This window comes from Mesorhizobium sp. M0011, from assembly GCF_040324155.1.
Lineage (GTDB): Bacteria > Pseudomonadota > Alphaproteobacteria > Rhizobiales > Rhizobiaceae > Mesorhizobium.
The window spans coordinates 1-19,719 of record NZ_JAMYVQ010000054.1 but is presented as its reverse complement, the minus strand read 5'-3'; the positions used below and the strand labels follow the sequence as shown (position 1 = coordinate 19,719).

At 62.5% G+C, this 19,719-nt stretch carries 18 protein-coding genes, 1 other RNA gene and 1 pseudogene; 9 read left to right on the top strand and 11 right to left on the bottom strand.

Going from position 1 to position 19,719, the window contains the following annotated elements; genetic code table 11:
* Positions 1 to 168: 168 nt before the first annotated feature.
* Positions 169 to 1,179, bottom strand: coding sequence for a ligase-associated DNA damage response exonuclease (locus NKK51_RS31370; RefSeq protein WP_352556151.1), 1,011 nt, complete (start codon positions 1,177 to 1,179; stop codon positions 169 to 171).
* Between the two features lie 106 nt (positions 1,180 to 1,285).
* Here NKK51_RS31370 and NKK51_RS31365 point away from each other — a divergent pair, with 106 nt between their 5' ends.
* The 3 genes and pseudogenes from NKK51_RS31365 to NKK51_RS31355 all read left to right on the top strand — a co-directional run bounded on the left by NKK51_RS31365 (position 1,286) and on the right by NKK51_RS31355 (position 3,516).
* Positions 1,286 to 2,203, top strand: coding sequence for a class I SAM-dependent DNA methyltransferase (locus tag NKK51_RS31365; RefSeq protein ID WP_352556149.1), 918 nt, complete (start codon positions 1,286 to 1,288; stop codon positions 2,201 to 2,203).
* Between the two features lie 365 nt (positions 2,204 to 2,568).
* Entirely contained in the window at positions 2,569 to 2,931 is a 363-nt protein-coding gene (locus tag NKK51_RS31360) for a hypothetical protein (RefSeq protein ID WP_352556147.1), read from the top strand.
* A 56-nt stretch (positions 2,932 to 2,987) separates the two neighbouring features.
* Positions 2,988 to 3,516: pseudogene (locus NKK51_RS31355) on the top strand (P-loop NTPase family protein).
* An 11-nt stretch (positions 3,517 to 3,527) separates the two neighbouring features.
* Here the strand turns inward: NKK51_RS31355 and NKK51_RS31350 are convergent.
* The 7 genes from NKK51_RS31350 to NKK51_RS31320 all read right to left on the bottom strand — a co-directional run bounded on the left by NKK51_RS31350 (position 3,528) and on the right by NKK51_RS31320 (position 12,994).
* Entirely contained in the window at positions 3,528 to 4,469 is a 942-nt protein-coding gene (locus NKK51_RS31350; protein ID WP_352556146.1) for a 2-hydroxyacid dehydrogenase, read from the bottom strand.
* Between the two features lie 29 nt (positions 4,470 to 4,498).
* Positions 4,499 to 6,130: an ABC transporter ATP-binding protein gene (locus NKK51_RS31345; RefSeq protein ID WP_352556144.1), complete on the bottom strand. Its 1,632-nt coding sequence runs from the start codon at positions 6,128 to 6,130 to the stop codon at positions 4,499 to 4,501.
* Positions 6,127 to 7,272 (bottom strand): ABC transporter permease, encoded by a 1,146-nt coding sequence (locus NKK51_RS31340; protein WP_352556142.1) that lies wholly within the window; start codon positions 7,270 to 7,272, stop codon positions 6,127 to 6,129. The genes NKK51_RS31345 and NKK51_RS31340 overlap by 4 nt, the downstream gene beginning before the upstream one ends.
* Positions 7,272 to 8,369, bottom strand: a complete 1,098-nt coding sequence (locus NKK51_RS31335; RefSeq protein WP_013527941.1) for a microcin C ABC transporter permease YejB — start codon at positions 8,367 to 8,369, stop codon at positions 7,272 to 7,274. Before NKK51_RS31335 ends, NKK51_RS31340 begins: the two co-directional genes overlap by 1 nt.
* A 30-nt stretch (positions 8,370 to 8,399) precedes the next feature.
* Complete coding sequence (locus tag NKK51_RS31330; protein WP_352556141.1) at positions 8,400 to 10,268, bottom strand: extracellular solute-binding protein; 1,869 nt, start codon at positions 10,266 to 10,268, stop codon at positions 8,400 to 8,402.
* Positions 10,268 to 12,145 carry an extracellular solute-binding protein gene (locus tag NKK51_RS31325; RefSeq protein WP_352556139.1) on the bottom strand — a complete coding sequence of 626 codons (1,878 nt, stop codon included), beginning with the start codon at positions 12,143 to 12,145 and terminating at the stop codon, positions 10,268 to 10,270. Before NKK51_RS31325 ends, NKK51_RS31330 begins: the two co-directional genes overlap by 1 nt.
* A gap of 156 nt (positions 12,146 to 12,301) precedes the next feature.
* Positions 12,302 to 12,994: a c-type cytochrome gene (locus tag NKK51_RS31320; RefSeq protein WP_352439668.1), complete on the bottom strand. Its 693-nt coding sequence runs from the start codon at positions 12,992 to 12,994 to the stop codon at positions 12,302 to 12,304.
* Positions 12,995 to 13,187: 193 nt separating this feature from the next.
* On the opposite strand from NKK51_RS31320, the gene NKK51_RS31315 reads away from it, so the two are divergent.
* Positions 13,188 to 13,916 carry a 3-deoxy-manno-octulosonate cytidylyltransferase gene (locus NKK51_RS31315; RefSeq protein WP_128305649.1) on the top strand — a complete coding sequence of 243 codons (729 nt, stop codon included), beginning with the start codon at positions 13,188 to 13,190 and terminating at the stop codon, positions 13,914 to 13,916.
* Positions 13,917 to 13,925: 9 nt separating this feature from the next.
* The gene (locus NKK51_RS31310; RefSeq protein WP_127293982.1) at positions 13,926 to 14,789 is read left to right on the top strand and encodes a prephenate dehydratase; all 864 of its coding nucleotides are present in this window, start codon (positions 13,926 to 13,928) and stop codon (positions 14,787 to 14,789) included.
* A 56-nt stretch (positions 14,790 to 14,845) separates the two neighbouring features.
* On the opposite strand, the gene NKK51_RS31305 is transcribed toward NKK51_RS31310, so the two are convergent.
* From NKK51_RS31305 to NKK51_RS31295, 3 genes are read right to left on the bottom strand one after another with little or no spacing between them, the layout of a single operon-like run.
* Positions 14,846 to 15,151 carry a Dabb family protein gene (locus NKK51_RS31305; protein WP_127293984.1) on the bottom strand — a complete coding sequence of 102 codons (306 nt, stop codon included), beginning with the start codon at positions 15,149 to 15,151 and terminating at the stop codon, positions 14,846 to 14,848.
* Positions 15,152 to 15,188: 37 nt separating this feature from the next.
* Positions 15,189 to 16,133: an NAD(+) diphosphatase gene (nudC, locus tag NKK51_RS31300; RefSeq protein ID WP_352439667.1), complete on the bottom strand. Its 945-nt coding sequence runs from the start codon at positions 16,131 to 16,133 to the stop codon at positions 15,189 to 15,191.
* Between the two features lie 41 nt (positions 16,134 to 16,174).
* The gene (locus NKK51_RS31295; RefSeq protein ID WP_127293986.1) at positions 16,175 to 16,594 is read right to left on the bottom strand and encodes an HIT domain-containing protein; all 420 of its coding nucleotides are present in this window, start codon (positions 16,592 to 16,594) and stop codon (positions 16,175 to 16,177) included.
* 169 nt (positions 16,595 to 16,763) lie between these two features.
* Between NKK51_RS31295 and ffs the strand changes: the two genes are divergently transcribed.
* The 4 genes from ffs (at position 16,764) to NKK51_RS31275 (ending at position 19,571) form a co-directional block, all read left to right on the top strand.
* Positions 16,764 to 16,860: signal recognition particle sRNA small type (ffs, locus tag NKK51_RS31290), an RNA gene on the top strand.
* 105 nt (positions 16,861 to 16,965) lie between these two features.
* Positions 16,966 to 18,783 (top strand): DNA polymerase III subunit gamma/tau, encoded by a 1,818-nt coding sequence (locus tag NKK51_RS31285; RefSeq protein WP_352556137.1) that lies wholly within the window; start codon positions 16,966 to 16,968, stop codon positions 18,781 to 18,783.
* Positions 18,784 to 18,813: 30 nt separating this feature from the next.
* The gene (locus NKK51_RS31280) at positions 18,814 to 19,137 is read left to right on the top strand and encodes a YbaB/EbfC family nucleoid-associated protein (RefSeq protein WP_013527931.1); all 324 of its coding nucleotides are present in this window, start codon (positions 18,814 to 18,816) and stop codon (positions 19,135 to 19,137) included.
* A gap of 26 nt (positions 19,138 to 19,163) precedes the next feature.
* Entirely contained in the window at positions 19,164 to 19,571 is a 408-nt protein-coding gene (locus NKK51_RS31275) for a hypothetical protein (RefSeq protein WP_023811437.1), read from the top strand.
* Positions 19,572 to 19,719: the final 148 nt, after the last annotated feature.

The window sequence follows — 19,719 nt, the reverse complement described above, 5'->3', positions numbered from 1 at the left end:
CGACCTCAACCTCTGCAGACGATAAGTGACAAAACTGTTCGCGATGTCCTCGCACACCTGTTCGCGATGTCTCCGGTCCAAACACCCCCTTGCGGGGGAGATGGCCGGCAGGCCAGAGGGGGGTGTGAAGGATCGCGGCGCCGGTGATTGGTGGATCAGCAACTAGCATCAATCGCCCTCGTCCTCGTATCCCACCAGATGCAGCGGCCGGGCGGCGATGCCTTCGAGTTCGCACCAGCGCACCAGCGCTTCCTCGCGGCCATGCGTCACCCAGATCTCCTCGGCTCCGGTCTCCTTGATGGTGGCGGTCAACTCATCCCAGTCGGCATGGTCCGAGATGATCAGCGGCAGTTCGACGCCGCCTTGCTTGGCGCGCTGGCGAATGCGCATCCAGCCTGACGCGAAGCACGAGATCGGATCGGGAAAGCGCCGCGCCCAGCGGTCGGCGAAGGCCGATGGCGGGCCGACGACGATGGCGCCGGTAAAATCATCCTTGCCCCCGCTTTCGACGGTTGCCGGCTCCAGTTGCCCAAGGTCTATGCCTTGGCTCTGGTAATATTCACTGAGCTTGGCCAGCGCGCCATGGATGTAGAGCGGCCTGTCGTAGCCGGCGTCGCGCAACAGCCGCATCACCCTTTGCGCCTTGCCCAACGCATAGGCGCCGACCAGATGCGAGCGCTCGGGGAACTGCGCTGCCGATTTCAGCAGGCGGGCGATTTCTTCTGTGTCGGGAGGATGGCGAAACACCGGCAGGCCGAAGGTCGCTTCGGTGATGAACACATCGCACTGGATCGGCTCGAATGGCGCGCAGGTCGCGTCTCTCTGCCGCTTGTAGTCGCCGGAAGCGACGATGCGCGTGCCCTGATGCTCGACCGCTATCTGCGCCGAGCCCAGCACATGGCCGGCTGGATGGAAGCTGACGCTGATGCCATTGAGTGCAATCGTCTCGCCGAGCTGTACCGCTTGCGTCGTGCCAGCGAAATTCTCGCCGTAGCGCAGGCCCATAATGTCGAGCGTCTGCCGCGTCGCCAGCACCGAGCGGTGGCCGGAACGTGCGTGATCGGAATGGCCATGCGTGATCAGTGCCCGGTTGACCGGCCGCACCGGGTCGATGAAGAAATCGCCCGGCGGGCAATAGAGGCCCTCGGGCCGGGGATGAAGCAGGTCGCTGGCGCGCATGATTCCCAAGATAGGATATAATTCCGCGGCGGGAAGCCTGTTGTAACTCACTGCTGACTCCCGCATAGAGCACCGTCGGCTCGATCCGCCGGCAGGACCCATCGCCATGAAACCGCTTCAGGCCTCGTCCGGCGACTTGAACGCCGATCGTCGTGCCGATTATGCCGAGGTGCTGCACGCGGATGGCGATCACGCAGCAGCGGCGGAATTGCTGCTCGGCGCGCTGGAAATGACACCGCAATGGGCGATGGGCTGGTTTCGCCTCGGCGAAATGCAGCAGGCGGCGGGCGCGGCGGATCTGGCTGCCCAGGCCTGGACGATGTCGCTGCAACTCGATCCATCGGATCGTCAAGGCGCTGCATTGAACCTGCAATTGATCGGCAAGGCGCCGGCGCTCGACGCGCTCCCCAGCGCCTTCGTCGAGACACTGTTCGACCATTATGCCGAGAGCTTCGACGAGTCCCTGGTCGGCAGGCTGGGGTACCGGCTGCCTGAGATGCTCGACCAGGCCATTCGAGCGGCAAGGCCAGGCCGCTTCGCGCTGGCGCTCGATCTTGGCTGCGGCACCGGCCTGACGGGACAGAGGCTGCGGCCGATCGCCGACCGGCTGGAGGGGTATGACATTTCGGCCAGGATGCTGAGGAAGGCGCGGGCCAAGGGCGTCTACGATTTCCTTGATAAGGCCGATCTGCGGGATTTTCCCTATGCCGGGCCGAAAGCCGATCTGGTGACGGTGGCCGATGTTTTCATCTATGTCGGCGCGTTGGGCGGCGTGGTGAAGACGATTGCCGGGCTGCTGGCCACGGATGGCCTGTTCGCATTTTCCGTGGAGACGCTGGCTGGCGACGGCGATTTCATGCTGCTGCCGTCGCGCCGCTACGCGCATGCGCAACACTATGTGCGCGATGTCCTGGCCGCCAACGGGCTTTCGGTCTTGTCACTGGAACCAACCGTGATCCGGCAGGATCGCGGGGAACACGTCAACGGGCTGGTCGTTGTGGCCGGGGCTCCGAACTCAGCCTAGCAAAGACCTGACGACAGCCAGTTCGGCGGTGTCCGCCGTTTTTGCCGGGCGGAGCGATAGGAATTTTTTCTTGACATCCTGCCCTCAGCTATGGTACATTTTCGCCCATGGTGCTGATTTGTGCCAGTCACCCGCCGCACAGGCGGTTTTTCGTTTGATGCTCCGTCAGCCACGCGCCGGCCAAGGCTCCGAAGGAACCCTTTGCCCCGAACTCGCAGCCCTGCCGTTGTGGCAGGCAAGCTGCCGGCGGAGGGGTCCGTCGCCGCCTCGCAAACATTCTTGCTGTGAAAAAGTCCGATTTGCATGCGCGACTAATATTTGCGATCTGCTCGCATCAGGGTGGGATATCAGGAGGAGCATAGTCGATGCGCTGGAACATGATGATCTTGGCCTCTTGCCTGCTGACCGCCGGCTGCGTCGGCGGCACTTCGATGTCGGAACAGCAGGATGCGAACGTCCAGTCCTCCCTGCAATATGACAACGTGCCCTGCGACCAGTTGCTGGCGCAGCGCAACGGCTTGGCGCAGCAATACAACCTTCCGACGAGGGCCAAGCCGACCTTCTCCAACCCGGCGATGGGCTTCGGCCCGTTCACGCCTGACATGCGCTCCAAGGCCAAACGCGATACCGACAAGGCGAGCGGCGAGATCGATGCCATGAACCGGTCGATCGATCGCCGCGAATGCGGCCAGCCGGACAAGCAGAAGAAACTCGCCCTGCCTGGCTAAAGATCCGAGGCCGCCACGGGTTGAGAATCGCAGGCAACAAACCAGGGCACGATCGGATGCATCTCTCGGAGCTCGGAGACCGGATATGTATCTTGGGGCCGTCCAACAGTGGCAAGTCGACCCTCGCCAACGCGATTGCCCGCAAACGTGATCTGGCGACTATCCATCTAGATCAACTCTTCCATCTCCCGAACACGGATTGGGAAGCGCGCCCAAAGGGACGAATTCATTGCCTTGCATGACGCCGCTATCGCCGGCGAGCGTTGGGTGATGGATGGAAATTATTCGGTTTGCATGCCCCAACGCTTTCTGCGAGCGACGGGATTGATCTTGTTGGATATATCGACGCCGACAAGCCTGCTGCGCTATATCAGGCGAACGCTGTTTGAGATTGAACGGCGCGGTGCCTTGGAGGGCGGGCACGACAGCATCAAATGGGATATGATCCACCATATCACCGTGGCCACACCGAAAAATCGCAACCGGTACCGGGCAATGTTCGAACAACTCGATCTGCCAAAGGTCCAGTTGTCGTCACTGCGGGCAATCAAGAAATGCTTCCGGGAGTGGGACCTGGCCCGATGAGGCTGTCCTGGCTAGTATCCCGCCTTGCGGTCCACCAGATTGTCGAGCTTTTCACCGCGTTCGAAGGCGTCCATCTGGCGCAGCATGATCGGCGCCAGATGCACCGGGTCGGAGGTCGCTGCCGCGTGCGGCGTCACGAACACTTTTGGATGCCCCCACAGCGGACTGGTCTTCGGCAACGGTTCGACCTCGAACACGTCGAGGCTTGCCTCCTTCAGCGTGCCGTCATCCAGTGCCCGCAAAATGTCGGCATCCTTCTGCAGGCGGCCGCGCCCGGCATTGATCAGCACAGAGCCGCCGAGGCCGTTGCGTTTCCGCAGCTCTTTTAGCACGCCGTAGTTGATAATGCCCTTGGTCTCCGGCGTCAGTGGCAAAAGCACCACCAGGATGTCGGTCGCCTTGAGGAAGGGGATCAGTCCAGCCTCGCCGGAATAGGTCGCGACGCCTTCCATGGCCTTGTCGGTGCGCGACCAGCCATTGACGGCAAAGCCGAGCGACAAAAGCACCGAGGCCGCGGCGCGGCCGAGACTGCCGAGGCCCATGATGCCGACCGAAATGTCACCGGCAGGCCTCTGCTGCGGCTCGTGCCAGATCTTCTTCGGCTGCTGCGACCGGTAGAGCAGGCCCTGGCGATGATGGTCGAGAACCCGCCAGACGACATATTCGGTCATGTACTGGGTGAGGTTGTCGGCGACGACCTTGACGATCGGCACATCGGGCAGGCCGGGATCGGCGAAGATATGATCGACGCCGGCGCCGATCGAAAAGATGGCGCGCAGATTGGGCAGCGACGACAACAGGTTCGGCTTCTGCTTCCACACCACGGCATAGGTGATCGAGGGGTCGCTGGCGCCGCCGGGCTCCAGCACCACCTCGCGCTCGGCCGACAGGAGCTCGCGCCAGCGCTGCGGATGAAAGCCGGTGACGGCAAGCAGGATACGGCCTTTTTCCATTGCGGTCTTTTAGTCCCTCTCTACGCAAATCACTCGCTGACGATGCCGACCGGTGCCGTCTCGATCTTGAAGGCGGCCGAGATCAGCGCCCGAGTATAGTCGGTTTGCGGATTTTCAAAAATCTGCTGGGAAGGACCGGCTTCGACGATCCTGCCATTGCGCATGACGATGACGTCGTTGGCGAGCGCCCGGATAACCTTCAAATCATGGCTGATGAAGAGATAGGCGAGGTCGTGCTTGGCCTGCAGGCTGCGCAGCAGATCGACGACCTGCGCCTGCACGCTCATGTCGAGTGCCGATGTCGGCTCGTCCAGCATGACGAAGCGCGGGTTAAGCACCATGGCGCGTGCGATGGCGACGCGCTGGCGCTGGCCGCCGGAAAACTCGTGCGGATAGCGGTTGCGTGTCGCCGGATCGAGCCCGACCTCCTTCAGCACGGCGGCCACCTTGTCGTCGCGCTCGTCGGGCGACAGCTTCGGCTCGTGGATCTTCAGGCCTTCCTCGATGATCTCTGCGATCGACATGCGCGGGCTGAGCGAGCCGAACGGATCCTGGAAGACGATCTGCAATTCGCGCCTGAGCGGCCGCATGGCGTTGAAAGTCAGCTGGTTGATGTCGCGACCGTTGAACTGGATGGTCCCGGTCGACGAGATCATGCGTGCCAGCGCCAGGCCGAGCGTCGTCTTGCCGGAGCCGGATTCGCCGACCACGCCAAGCGTCTGGCCGGCGCGCACGGTGACATCGATGCCGTCGACCGCCTTCACATTGTCGACAGTGCGGCGGAAGAAGCCCTGCTTGATCGGGAACCAGACCTTTATGTCCTTGCCGGTCATGACAGGCTTGGCACCGGCATTGGCGGCCGGCGGCTTGCCCTTCGGCTCGGCCGCCAGCAGATGCCGCGTATAGGCATGCTGCGGATTGGCGAAGATCTCCTTGGTCGGCCCGGTCTCGACGATCTTGCCCTTGGTCATCACGCAGACGCGGTCGGCAATCTTGCGCACGATGCCGAGATCATGGGTGATGAACAGCATCGACATGCCCTTGCGGCTCTTCAAGCCGGCCAGCAGTTCGAGGATCTGTGCCTGCACGGTGACGTCGAGTGCCGTCGTCGGCTCGTCGGCGATCAGAAGTTCGGGCTCGTTGGCCAGCGCCATGGCGATCATCACGCGCTGACGCTGGCCGCCGGACAACTGGTGTGGATAGGCATCGAGGCGCTTGTGCGGATCGCGGATGCCGACCTCCTTGAGCAAGGCCAGTGTGCGTTCCTTGGCCGGGCGGTCGGCCATGCCCTGATGCAGCTTCAGGATCTCGACGATCTGCTGCTCGATCGTGTGCAGCGGATTGAGCGAAGTCATCGGCTCCTGAAAAATCATGGTGATCTTGTTGCCGCGCACCTGCCGCAACTGCTTCTCGCTCATCGCCAGCAGGTCGGCGCCCTGGAACAGGATCTTTCCCGAGGGGTGGCTGGCGCTTGGATAGGGCAGCAGCTTCAGCACCGAAAGCGCCGAGACCGATTTGCCGGAGCCGGATTCGCCGACCAGCGCCACCGTCTCGCCCTTGGCGATGTCGAACGAGATGTGGTCGACGGCCGTCGACTGGCTACCGCCCTGGCTGAAGGCGACGCTGAGGTCCTGTACGCTGAGCAAGGGGGCTTCGCTCATCTGAACGTCTTGCGCGGATCGAAGGCATCGCGCGTCGCCTCGCCGACGAAGACCAGCAGCGACAGCATCAGCGAGATGACGACGAAGCCGGAGATGCCGAGCCACGGCGCATTGAGGTTCCGCTGCGCCTGCTTGAGCAGTTCGCCGAGCGAGGCGGAGCCGGGCGGCAGGCCAAAGCCGAGGTAGTCGAGCGAGGTCAGCGTCGAGATCGAGCCTGAGAGCAGGAACGGCATGAAGGTCAATGTCGCCACCATGGCGTTGGGCAGCAGGTGCCGGAACATGATGGTGCGGTTGGGCACGCCGAGTGCCCGGGCCGCGTTGACATATTCGAAATTGCGGGCGCGCAGGAACTCGGCCCGCACCACGCCGACCAGCGCCACCCAGGAGAACAGCAGCATCAGGCCGAGCAGGATGAAGAAGCCCGGCGGCAGGATGGCGGCGACGATGAGCAGGAGATAGAGCACCGGGATGGCGGACCAGATTTCGATGAAACGCTGGAACAAGAGATCCGTCCAGCCGCCGAAATAGCCTTGCACGGCGCCGGCCGCGACGCCGATCAAGGCCGATCCGGCGGTCAGGATCAGGCCGAACAGCACCGAAATGCGGAAACCGTAGATGACGCGCGCCAGCACGTCGCGCGCCTGGTCGTCGGTGCCGAGCCAATTCCAGTTGCCGACCATGCAGGCCGGGTCGGCGGCACCCTGCGGATACTGGTTGCAGCGCTTCGTGGCGTCATACTGCCACGACGGCTTGGCCGGCGCTGCTTCCGGAATGGCGTTGTTGACGGTCTGATAGGAGTAGCGCACCGGTGGCCAGATCATCCAGCCATTGGCGTTGATCTCGTCCTGGATGACCGGGTCGCGATAATCGGTGACGGCATAGAAACCGCCGAATTTTTCCTCGGGGTAGGCGACCAGCACCGGAAACAGGATCTCGCCCTTGTAGGAGGCGATGATCGGCTTGTCGTTGGCGATGAACTCGGAAAACAGCGACAGCACGAACAGGACGAGGAAGATCCACAGCGACCAGTAGCCCCGGCGGTTGGCTCTGAAGTTCTGCAGGCGCCGCTTGTTGAGCGGCGACAGAAACGGCCGCTTCATCCGCGCGGGTGCCGCGTCCACGGGGACTGTAGCCTCCGACATCAGACGTCTCTCCGCTCGAAATCGATGCGCGGATCGACCCAGGTGTAGAGCAGGTCGGACAAGAGACCGACGAACAGCCCCAGCAGCGAGAAGATGTAAAGATTGGCGAACACCACGGGATAGTCGCGCTCGACCACCGACCGGAAGCCGAGCAGGCCGAGGCCATCGAGGGAGAAGATGTTCTCGATCAGCAGCGAGCCGGTGAAGAAAGCCGAGATGAAGGCGCCGGGAAAGCCGGCGATGACGATCAGCATGGCATTGCGGAACACGTGGCCGTAGAGCACCTGCCGTTCCGACAGGCCCTTGGCCCGCGCCGTCACCACATACTGCTTGCGGATTTCTTCGAGGAACGAGTTCTTGGTCAGCAGCGTCGTGGTGGCGAAGGCCGACAGCACCAGCGCGGTCAGCGGCAAGGTCATATGCCAGAAATAGTCGACGATCTTTCCCCACCAGGACAATTGATCCCAATTGTCCGAGGTGAGGCCGCGCAACGGAAACCAGTCCCAGAAAGACCCGCCGGCAAACAGCACCATTAGCATGATGCCGAACAGGAAGCCCGGAATGGCATAGCCGACAATGACGACGCCGCTGGTCCAGACGTCGAAGGGAGTGCCGTCCTTGACCGCCTTGCGGATGCCGAGCGGGATCGAGATCAGATAGGACAACAGCGTGATCCACAGCCCGATCGAGATCGACACCGGCATTTTCTCCAGGATCAGGTCGAGCACCGAAATGTCGCGGAAATAGCTGTCGCCAAAATCAAAGCGGGCGTAATTCCAAAGCATCATGCCGAAGCGCTCGAGCGGCGGCTTGTCGAAGCCGAACTGTTTCTCCAGCTTCTTGATGAATTCCGGATCGAGCCCCTGCGCACCGCGATATTTCGAACTGACGTCACCGGCGGCGTCGAAATTGCCGCCAGCGCCCGCGTCGCCACCACCGCCGCCGAGGCGGTCGCTGCCGCCCTGATTGGTCAGCCGGGCGATGACCTGTTCGACCGGACCGCCGGGGGCGAACTGGATGACGGCGAAGGATATCGCCATGATGCCGAACAGCGTCGGGATCATCAAAAGGATGCGGCGCAGGATATAGGCGCCCATCAGGCCTTCTGCCCTCGTTGAGCGAACATCTCAGCCTTTGCCAATTCTTGCCGCCTTGCCCTTATCGAACCACCACAGCGTCTCGACCGGAAAGCCGAAATCGGGCTTCTGTTCGACAAAGCCGAACATGTCCCAATAGGCGACGCGGTGATTCGCCAGATAGTATGTTGGAATCCAGTCGAGCCGCGCGCGCAAGACCCGGTCGAGCGCTCTGAGCGCCGTGACGAGTTCTATACGGTCTTTCGCCTTGCCGGCTGCCGCGATCAGGGCGTCGATGGCCTTGCTTTCCGTGCCCGGATAGTTGCGCTGCCCCGGGATTTTAGCCATCCGGGAATTATAGAGCATCTGCAGGCTGTCGTCGGTCGGCGTCGCCCCGATCGACCAATGCAGCAAGGCGAGATCGAAGTCGTAATTGCTGTGCCGCTGCTCATACTGCGCCGAATCGATTTGCCGGATCGATGCGTCGATCCCGATCGCCTTCATATTCTCGGACCAAGGGGTGTAGATGCGAACGATGCCGTCGTCCTCCGCCAGCATTTCGACCCGCAGCCGCTCACCCTTGTCGTTGACGACGAAACTGCCATCGCGCTTCCAGCCGGCTTGCGCAAGCAATCTCGAAGCCTCGCCCAGCAGCTTGCGGTCATGGCCCGAACCGTCGGACAGGGGCTGTGTTACCGCTTCACCGAAAACCTCTGGCGGCAACTCGGCCCGGAACGGCTCCAGCAGGGCCAATTCCTCAGGCGAGGGCAGGCCTTCGGCCTTGTAGTCCGACCGTTCGAAATTCGATTGAGAGCGCTCGTAGGAGCCGTAAAACAGCGCCCGCTTCATCCATTCGAAATCGAAGCACCTGGCGATCGCCCGCCGCACCCGCTCATCGCGGAATTGCGGACGACGCTGGTTCAGCGCGACAGCCTGCATGTCCGGCGTCTTCTCGCCGGGAAATTCCCGTTTGACGACCTTGCCGTCCTTCAGCGCCGGAAAGTCGTAGCCGGTCGCCCATACCCGCGAGGTGAATTCCTCGCGAAAATGCGTGTCGCCTTTCTTGAAGGCTTCGAACGCCGCCTGCCGGTCAAGATAGAAGTCGATGCGGATGCGGTCGAAATTGTAGAGGCCGCGGTTCACTGGGAGATTGCGGCCCCAATAGTCGGCCACGCGGTCATATTCGACAGTCTGTCCGGCCGCCACGCGTCCAATCTTGTAGGGACCCGAGCCAAGCGGCGGTGTCATGGTCGAGGCATCGAAATCATTGGCCGTGTAAAACGCCTTGGAGACGATCGGCATCCCCACGATCGCCAGGATGTTTTGCGCTGACTGTTCGCCGTTGAAAGTGAGGTTGACGGTGGCGGGATCGACCGCAACCGTGTCGGTCATGTACCGCAACGCCTGGGAAAGGTTCGGATGGCCCTTGTCTTTGTAAAGCTTCAGCGCGAAGACAACGTCCTCCGCGGTCAGCGGCGAGCCGTCGTGGAAACGCGCTTGCGGTCGAAGCACGAAGCGGAAGCCGTTGCGGTCCGGCGACAGGGAAACGGTTTCTGCAAGCAGGCCATAGACCGCATCCGGCTCATCGAGCGCGCTTGTCATCAGCGAATCGAAACAGAGTTCGGTGCGCGGCGGCGCCTCCCCCTTCAACACCAGTGAGTTCAATGTGTTGAAGGTCAGGAAGCTCTGATTGAGGGTCGAGTTCGGCGGCGCGAAATTCATCTGGCCGCCCTTTGGGGCGTCCGGATTGACGTAGTCGAAATGCGCGAAATCGGGCTTGTATTTGAGGTCGCCGAAGGCTGACAGGCCATGCAGCTTGGTGCCGGTCGCAATGTCGGCGAAGGCCCTGCCGGGCAGCAAGGCGGCGGCTGCCGCGGCACTGCCCAGGGCGAGAAAGTCGCGGCGGGCAAGGGCCGCCATCAATTGCCACCCTTGTATTTGGCCGCCAGCGCCTTCTCCTTGTCCGGGTCGATCCACCAGGAATCGATGTCGGCTCCGATATAGGCAGGCTGCTTGTCGGGGAATTTGAACTTGTCCCAATAGGCCAGCCACACCGCCGACCGGTAATATTGCGGCAAGACATAGAAGTTCCACAGCAGGATGCGGTCGAGCGCATGGGTGGCGGCGACGAGATCGTCTCGATCGGTCGCGAAGATAATGCGATCGACCAAGGCGTCGACGGTCGGGTCCTTGATGCCCATCAGATTGCGCGAACCGGGCGAATCGGCAGCTCTAGAGCTCCAGAAGTCGCGCTGCTCGTTGCCCGGCGAATCCGACTGCTGCAGAATCCCGGTCACGACATCGAAATCGAAATTATTGACGCGGTTGATGTACTGCGTCTGGTCGATGATGCGCAAAGTGGCGTCGATACCGATCTTGCGCAGATTGGCGATGTAGGGGCTGGCGATCACCTGGTCTGTGTCGTTCCAGCCGAGGATTTCGAACTTGAACGGCGCGCCGGTCTTGGCATTGACCATCTTGCCGGCCTTGATCACCCAGCCCGCCTTGGCGAAGAGATCGACCGCCTGTTTCAGGTACTTCCGTTCCGCCTGCGGCGAATCATAGACCGGCAGCTTGAATTCCTGGGTGAAAAGTTCGGGCGGCAGCTTGTCGCGGTATTTTTCCAGGATCTCCAGTTCCTTGCCTTGCGGCAATCCGCTCGACGCCAGTTCGGTGCCCTGGAAATAGCTCGACGTTCGGGTGTTGAAGCCGAAGAACAGCGTGCGGTTCATGCTCTCGAAATCGAATGGGATGGTCAGCGCCTCGCGCACCAGCCGGTCCTGGAACAGCGGGCGCCGCTGGTTGAGGACGAAGCCCTGCATCGGTTCCGGCGCCTGGGTCTGGAAATCCTTCTTGATGACATCGCCGGCTTGGAATGCCGGGAAATTGTAAGCCGTCGCCCATTTGCGCGAACTGTATTCGCGGTTGATGTCTTCCAGCCCGCCCTTGGTGAAGGCGAGCCAGGCGGCGTTGTCGTCGAGGATATAGGTGTAGCGCCGCGTGTCGAAGTTCTCGCGGCCGATCTTCACCGGCAGCTTGGCCGCCCAGTAATCCGGCACACGCTGCCAGATGATCTCCGAGCCCGGCTTGAAGCTGGCGATCTTGTAGGCCGCCGAACCGAGCGGGATTTCCAGGGTCGGCTTGGTCACGTCGCGTTTCTTGCCGTTGGCATCGGTGCCTTCCCACCAATGTTTCGGCAGTACGGCGAGGTCGCCGATGATCTTGGGCAGTTCGCGATTGCCCTTCTGGTTGAAATGGAATTCGACCTCGCGATCCGAAATCGCCACCGCATCGGTGACATTCTCGAAATAGCGGCTGTATTGCGGGCTGTTGGCCTTGAGCACCTGGAACGACCAGATCACGTCATCGACGGTGATCGGCTGGCCGTCATGCCATTTGGCGCGCGGATCGAGCCGGTAGGTCGCGGAGGAATAGTCGGCCGGATATTTGTAGGCATCGGCGATCAGCGGATGGCTGGTGCTGCCTTCATCGGTCGCCTGCTCCATCAGCGTGTCGTAGAGCAGACCGCCACCGAACCCGACGAGGCCGGCAGCCGGCGACCCCTGGACGACGTAGGGATTGAAGCTGTCGAATGTGCCGGGCACCACCGAATTCAGCGTGCCGCCCTTGGGCGCGTCGGGGTTGACGTAGTCGTAGTGCTGGAAATTGGCGCCGTATTTGGACTCGCCGATCAGCGATGAGGTGGTGCGCCATTCATCGGCGCGGGCAGCCTGCAATCCCGCCGCCAGAAGGGCTGCCGCCAGCAACGACCTGAGAAGCGTTCGGCCAACCGTCATGCACTATCCTCTTCGCAATGCCCGTTCATCGGCAATCTAGATGATTTGGCGCCCGTGAAAACCGCCATGCGCGGCTTTGTCGCCGCCTATGCGGTTTTCCCAACAAAAAAGCCGGGCTGAACCCGGCTTTTTCAAGGTCGTCGAGATGATATCTGGTTATTGGGCAGGCGCCGGTGCGGGTGCGGCCGGAGCTGGGGCGGCAGGAGCGGCCGGTTTCGCGGGCGCGGCACCATCAGCCGGCTTTGCCGGAGCGGCCGCATCGGCAGGCTTGGCGGGCGCGCCTGCATCGGCGGCGGCACCCGGTGCCGGCAGCGGCTTGGGATTGTCGGACAGCGTGCGCAGATAGGCGATGACGTTGGCGCGGTCTTCTTCCTTCGGCAGGCCGGCAAAGCCCATCGCCGTGCCTTTAACGTCCTTCTTGGGCGACGTGATGAAGTGGTTGAGGTTATCGTAGGTCCACTTCTCTGTGCCGCCCTTGGAATATTCCTTCATGCCCGCCGAATAGGCGAAGCCCTCGTGAGAGGCGACCGGACGGTCGACGATGTCCCACAGATCGGGGCCGACCTTGTTAGGACCGCCCTTTTCGCCGGAATGGCAGGCCTGGCACTTCTTGAAGATGGCAGCGCCCTGTTCGGCATTTGCATTGGCCAGAAGATCTGCGATCGGCTTTTCGGCTGCGGCAGGAGCGGCCGGGCCGCCTTCGGCGGGCTCCGCGGCCTCGATGGCGAAGCCGGGCTTTTCCGGCGCAGGCGAGGCAAACAGCGCATCGGACACAATGCCGACCGAGAAGACGACGAAAACGGTTCCGAGCAATCCGGCGAGCAGTTTGTTGACTTCGTTGGAATCCATACGCCCCTTGCTCCCTTTTCCGGCGGACAGAACCGTCCACTCCGTCCGTCGGTATCGTGACCCGTCCTGCCAGGGCGGTCAAATCGGGCGGAAACTAGGTCTTTTGCTGCGGCGTTGCAACACCTATAAGGGCGCTTCCAGTGAGACCTTTTGCCACTTTCCCTGTCCTCTTTCGAGACGCCTTGCACCCGAAATGTCCACGCTGATCCTGATCCCGGCCCGCATGGCCTCGACCCGCCTGCCGGGCAAGCCGCTGGCCGACATCGCAGGCGCCCCGATGATCGTCCATGTCGCCCGCCGCGCCGCCGAAGCCGGCCTTGGCCGGGTGGTGGTGGCGACCGACACGCAAAGCGTGGCGCAAGCGATGCGCGCGCACGGGTTCGAGGCCGTGATGACGCGCACGGATCACGAATCCGGCTCCGACCGCATCCACGAGGCGCTGATCGCGCTCGACCCCGGGCGCAAGGTCGAAACCATCGTCAATGTGCAAGGCGACCTGCCGACCATCGATCCGCAGATTATCGCCGCGTCGCTCAGGCCTTTCGAGGACAGTGCGGTGGACATCGCCACGCTCGGCGTCGAGATCGTCCGCGACGAGGAAAAGACCAATCCCAATGTCGTCAAGATCGTCGGTTCGCCGCTTTCCGGCAGCAGGCTGAGGGCGCTCTATTTCACCCGTGCCACGGCGCCTTGGGGCGAGGGGCCGCTCTATCATCATGTCGGCCTCTACGCCTATCGCCGCGAAGCACTTGAGCGTTTCGTCGCGCTGAAGCCGTCGCCGCTCGAACGGCGCGAGCGGCTGGAACAGTTGCGGGCGCTGGAAGCCGGCATGCGCATCGACGCCGAGATCGTCCAGTCGCTGCCGCTCGGCGTCGACACGCCGGAAGACCTCGAACGCGCCAGACAGATCCTTTCAACCTGAGATATCGGCATGCCTGAAAAGACCAACAGAATATCCTTCCAGGGCGAGCCGGGCGCCAATTCCGACACCGCCTCCCGCAACGTCTATCCATCGATGGAGCCGTTGCCGTGCCCGACCTTCGAGGATGCGTTCAACGCGGTCGAGACCGGCAAGGCCGATCTCGCCATGATCCCGATCGAGAACACCATTGCCGGGCGCGTCGCCGATATCCATCATCTCTTGCCGGAATCGAAGCTGCACATCATCGGCGAATATTTCCTGCCGATCCATTTCCAGCTGATGGTGCTGCCGGGCGTCAGGCGCGACGAGATCAAGACGGTGCACAGCCACATCCACGCGCTTGGCCAGTGCCGCAAATACATCCGCAAGAACGGCTGGAAGGCGATCGTCGCCGGCGATACGGCTGGTGCAGCCAAGATGGTCTCCGAGGTCAAGGACCGCACCATGGCGGCGCTGTCGCCGGCGCTGGCAGCGACCCTCTACGGGCTCGACATCATCGAGCAAAACGTCGAGGACACCGACAGCAACGTCACCCGCTTTGTCGTCCTGACCAAGAACAAGCAATGGGCCGAGCGCCCATCACCCGACGTCAAGATGATGACGACCTTCATCTTTCGCGTCCGCAACGTGCCGGCCGCGCTCTACAAGGCGATGGGCGGTTTTGCCACCAACGGCATCAACATGACCAAGCTGGAGAGCTACCAGTTGGGCGCTTTCACGGCGACGCTGTTTTATGCCGACATCGAGGGCCATCCCGACGACCCGCTGGTCAAGCTTGCGCTGGACGAGCTCCGTTTCTTCTCCCGCGAAGTGCGGATTCTGGGCGTCTATCCGGCCAGTGAGTCGCGTGAGCAGTGGAAGGTTGCGGACTGATCGCTACTGGGCATGATCTTGTCCAAAAACCGGTTTCCACTTTTCGGGACCATGCCCTAAATCACCGCGCCCAGCGGCACGTAGTCGATCTCCATGAAGGCCTCGACCTCCGGCACCCAGCGGTCGCGCACGAAGGCGACATGGTCCGGATGGTCGTTGTACCTGTTGTAGGCGGCCTGGTCGGCGAACTCCATCGAGAAGCCGAAATGATAGTCGTTCTTGGGGCTGATCTGCCGCAATTGCTCGAAATGCGTGACGCCTCTGATCGCGGTTAGGATTTTCTTGGCGTCGACCAGGAACCGCTTTTCCTCCAGCGAATGCGGCGGATGCTTCAGCGTGAAAACGACGGTGTGACGGATCATGTCCTGCTCCTGCAATGTCTTTCGGTGTTCGCTGCCATCATTCTGAATCGACCCAGGCGCGGATGAGGTGATGCGCAATGGCGCCTTTCGGCGGCGTGACCAGATTGTCCTTGTGCGTCCTTTCCAGCATCAGGCGCACCTCGTCGCGAAAAAACCAGCGGCAGTCCTCAAGCTCGTTGAGGTCGGCCTGGATATCGTCATTGAGCGGCTCGCCGAAGCAGCCGATCATCAGCGAATAGGGGAACGGCCAGGGCTGGCTGGCGTGGTAGACGACGCGGCCAAGCCGGATACCGGCCTCTTCCAGCGTCTCGCGGCGCACCGCCGCCTCGATCGTCTCGCCCGGCTCGATGAAGCCGGCAAGGGCCGAGTACATGCCCGGCGCGAAATGCCGGCCGCGTCCGAGCAGGCATTTTTCCCGCGTCGCCGTCAGCATGATCGCCACCGGGTCGGTGCGCGGAAAATGCTCGGTGCCGCAATTCGGGCAATGGCGCTTGTAGCCGCCGGCCCGCATCTGCGATTCCGTACCACATTTGCTGCAGAAGCGATGGCTGGCATGCCAGGCAAGCAGGGCCGCCCCTTGCGCCATCGCGCCAGCCGCCGCCTCGTCGATCAGCCCTTGCATGTAGACCGAGCGGTAGTCGATGGCCTTGACTGCTTCCGGAAGCTGTTCGGGTTCGAAGCCGGCGGGCACGGCCAGCACCGGTCCTCGTTCGGAAAAGCCGAGCAGAATGCCTTGCGCCAGGGAAACCTTGAAGGGCTCGCTCTCGGTGGCGCCGAACCAGGGATCGAGAGCGCCGCTATCGCCGAGCTTCAAATAGAGCCGGCCGCCATGCATCAGAAGCAGCCGCGTCGCCGGATCGGCCAGCGCCTTGTCGACCGAATCGTCGGCGCGGTTCTCGGACTGCCGGTCGATCATGTTGCCGGCAAAGCCGACGAACTGGCTCGGCTCGCGCAAAGGCGCGTCAAACAGGCGGAAGCTCATGGGGACTCTGGAATATGTTGAGGGATGGACACTGGGAACGCTTATAGCGCCGCCTTGATCGTTTCGGCAAACCGTCGCAAGTCGGAACGTTGATAGGGCTCTCGCAGACCATGTCCCCATACGGGGCCGGGCCAGCCGGGATCGCCTTCCGAACGCGCGATGACATGGATGTGCAGCTGGCGCACGATGTTGCCGAGCGCGCCGGTGTTGATCTTGGTGCAGCCGGTCGCCTTCTTCAGCGCCTGCGCCACCATATTGGTCTCGAAGGTCAGCATCGTCTGGTCGAGCGGCGTCATGTCATGGATTTCCTCCGCGCCAGGCCGCTGCGGCACCAGCAGCAGCCATGGCCAGCGGCGGTCGTTCATCACCCGCAATTCGCACAGCCCAAGCCACATCAACTGTTCGCTGTCCGCCTCCAGCCGTGCGTCCAGCGTAAATCCGGCCTCCAGGCCCGGCAGCATCGGCGTTTCCCTTGCTTTTCTTGGTTTGCTCAACACATGAAGGCTAGAGCGGCGGCAAGGGGGCTGCAAGTGAATCATTGCGCCCTCACGGTTTGGTGCGCCGATTCGACATTTAACGATTTCTTCGGCGGACTTGCATTTCGTCGCGCAATTGCCGATATGGAAAGCGGGAGGTTGGTGGTGGACGATCCACTCGCCAACCGGGTCAGGTCCGGAAGGAAGCAGCCCTAACGAGCCCGGAACGGGTCATTGTTCCAGCCTCCCACCTCATTGGCCCCTCTCGCGACATTGACGACGCATTGCAGCGCGGGCGAGACTATGCGCAGGAATCGGCCGCCTTCGGGCGCGGCCATTTGGAGCTTTACGGGCGAATGAGCGAAGCCGGAAATTCGGGACCAAAAAGCCTGGAGATAGGCAAGGCCGCCGCCTATCGCGTGCTGGCGCGCAAATACCGTCCTTCGAACTTCTCCGAACTGGTCGGCCAGGAGCCGACGGTGCGCACCCTCACCAATGCCTTTGCCACCGGCCGCATCGCCCAGGCCTGGATGCTGACCGGCGTGCGCGGCGTCGGCAAGACCACGACGGCGCGCATACTCGCGCGCGCCCTGAACTATAAAACCGCTGATATCGACCAGCCGTCGGTCGACCTTGCCGTGCTCGGCGAGCATTGCCAGGCGATCATGGAAGGCCGCCATGTCGACGTCATCGAGATGGATGCCGCCTCGCACACCGGCATCGACGACATCAGGGACATCATCGAGCGCGTGCGCTACGCGCCGGTCTCAGCCCGCTACAAGGTCTACATCATCGACGAAGTGCACATGCTGTCGACGCAGGCCTTCAACGGCCTGCTGAAGACGCTGGAAGAGCCGCCGCCGCACGTCAAATTCATCTTCGCCACCACCGAAATCCGCAAGGTTCCGATCACCGTCCTGTCGCGCTGCCAGCGCTTTGACCTGAGGCGCATCGACGCCGGCGCGCTGGTCGCGCATCTGTCCTCGATATCGGCCAAGGAAGGCATTTCGGTCGACGACGATGCGCTGGCGATGATCGCCCGCGCCGCCGAAGGCTCGGCCCGTGATTCGCTCTCCATCCTCGATCAGGCGATTGCCCATGGCGCCGGCTCGGTCAGCGCCGATGCGGTTCGGGCGATGCTGGGGCTCGCCGACCGTGCCCGCATCGTCGACCTGTTCGAACATGTGATGAAGGGCGATGTGGCGGCAGCCCTTGGCGAATTCCGCGCGCAGTATGACACCGGCGCCGATCCGGCCGCCGTGCTGACCGATCTTGCCGAGTTCAACCACCTCGTCACCCGGCTGCGTTTCGTGCCGACGGCCATCGAGGATGCCTCGCTATCCGAGGACGAGCGGCACCGCGGCGCGGATTTCGCCAGGACGCTGTCGGTCCGGGTGCTGTCGCGGACATGGCAGATGCTGCTTAAGGGCATTCCCGAGGTGCAGTCTTCCAACCGGCCGGTGAGTGCCGCCGAAATGGTGCTGATCCGGCTGGCGCACGCCGCCGACCTGCCGACGCTGGATGAGGCGTTGAGATCGCTTGAGGGCGCAGCGCCGGTGCAAAATGGCGCGCCGCGCCCGAATGGCGCGCCTGCAAGTTCCGGCAATGGCGGCGCCGCCAGCGCGGTGGCGCAGACGCGCATGCCTGCCGGGTCGGGCGGCGCACAGACCATGCGGCTTGTGGAGACCACGCCCGCCCCCGTTGCCTTCGTTGCTCCTCCGGAACCGGTCGTGGAGACGCAACCGGCCCCGCTGAAATCGCTGGCCGACATCATTGCCCTGGCCGACGCGCAGCGTGACATCGCCTTCAAGGTGCAGGTCAAGAGCTATATCCGCCTCGTGCGCATCGAGCCCGGCCGGATCGACGTCGGCCTGACCAGCGACGCGCCCAAGATGCTGCTCAACGACCTGACGACAAAGTTGCGCGCCTGGACCGGCCGCAGCTGGCTCGTCTCGCTGTCGAAGGAAGAGGGGGGCCAGACTCTCGCCGAGATGGAATCGGCCAAGCGCGAGAACGCCTTCCTCGATGCCAAGAGCGACCCGACGGTGGCCGCCATTCTGGCGCGCTTTCCCGGCGCCAAGATCATCGACGTGCGCATTCCAGACGCGCCGGAAGCCGAAACGGCCGAGGCCGAAGTGCCGGTCGAGCCGCCGGCTGACGACGACGAAACCTGATCCAGCCACGAATCCGAAAAGGACCCGACCATGAAAGATCTTCTCGGCCTGATGGGCAAGGCGAAGGAAATGCAGGCCAAGTTCCAGGCCATGCAGGATGAGATCGCCACGCTGGAAGCGTCCGGCCAGGCCGGCGGTGGCCTGGTCAACGTGACGCTGACCGGAAAATTCGAGATGAAGTCGTTGAAGATCGATCCGTCCTTGTTCAAGGAGGATGATGTCGAGATCCTGGAAGACCTCGTGCTGGCCGCCCACAATGACGCCAAGACCAAGGTCGAGCAGATCATGCAGGAAAAGACCAAGGCGCTGACCGCCGGTCTGCCGATCCCGCCGGGAATGAAATTGCCCTTCTAGCATTCGGCGCGCGCCCCATGATCAACATGACCGAAGAGCTCTCCGAAAGATTGATCGAGCAGCGTATCCGCAACAGGCTCTACGAGATCCTGGAAATCCTGGCTGACTGCGACGGCGGCGTCGATCTCGTCGGCATCAAGGGCTACTTCAATCTGTTCGAGGATTTCGTCCATCGCCCGTCGATCGAAGCCGGCACGTCGGCGCTTTCGAAGGACGAGCGCGCCATCGTGCTGGAGATCGCTGAATTCCTGGAAGCGGCCAGCGAGACAAATCCGGACTTCACCAGGTCCGAGTTCATCGAAAGCGACTGGCCGGCAAAGATCGCGCCGACGGCCAGGGACGCGCGGACGCTGTTCCTCCGGCGCGGCCTGTTTTCGGAGAAGGTCGAGGAGCTTGAGCCTGGCCAGCCGGCCGCGGTTGCGGCCGGGCGATAGACCGGTTCCAGGAAAAACGTGACGCGGTTTTCCCTGGAAAAAGCGCTAGAGCGGTTCACGGCTTGATGGAATCGAAGGGGATTCCCGATTTGTCTGTTTTGTGATTCAAGATGCTGGCTGGAGTGGAGGCCAGCATCTGATGACCCGA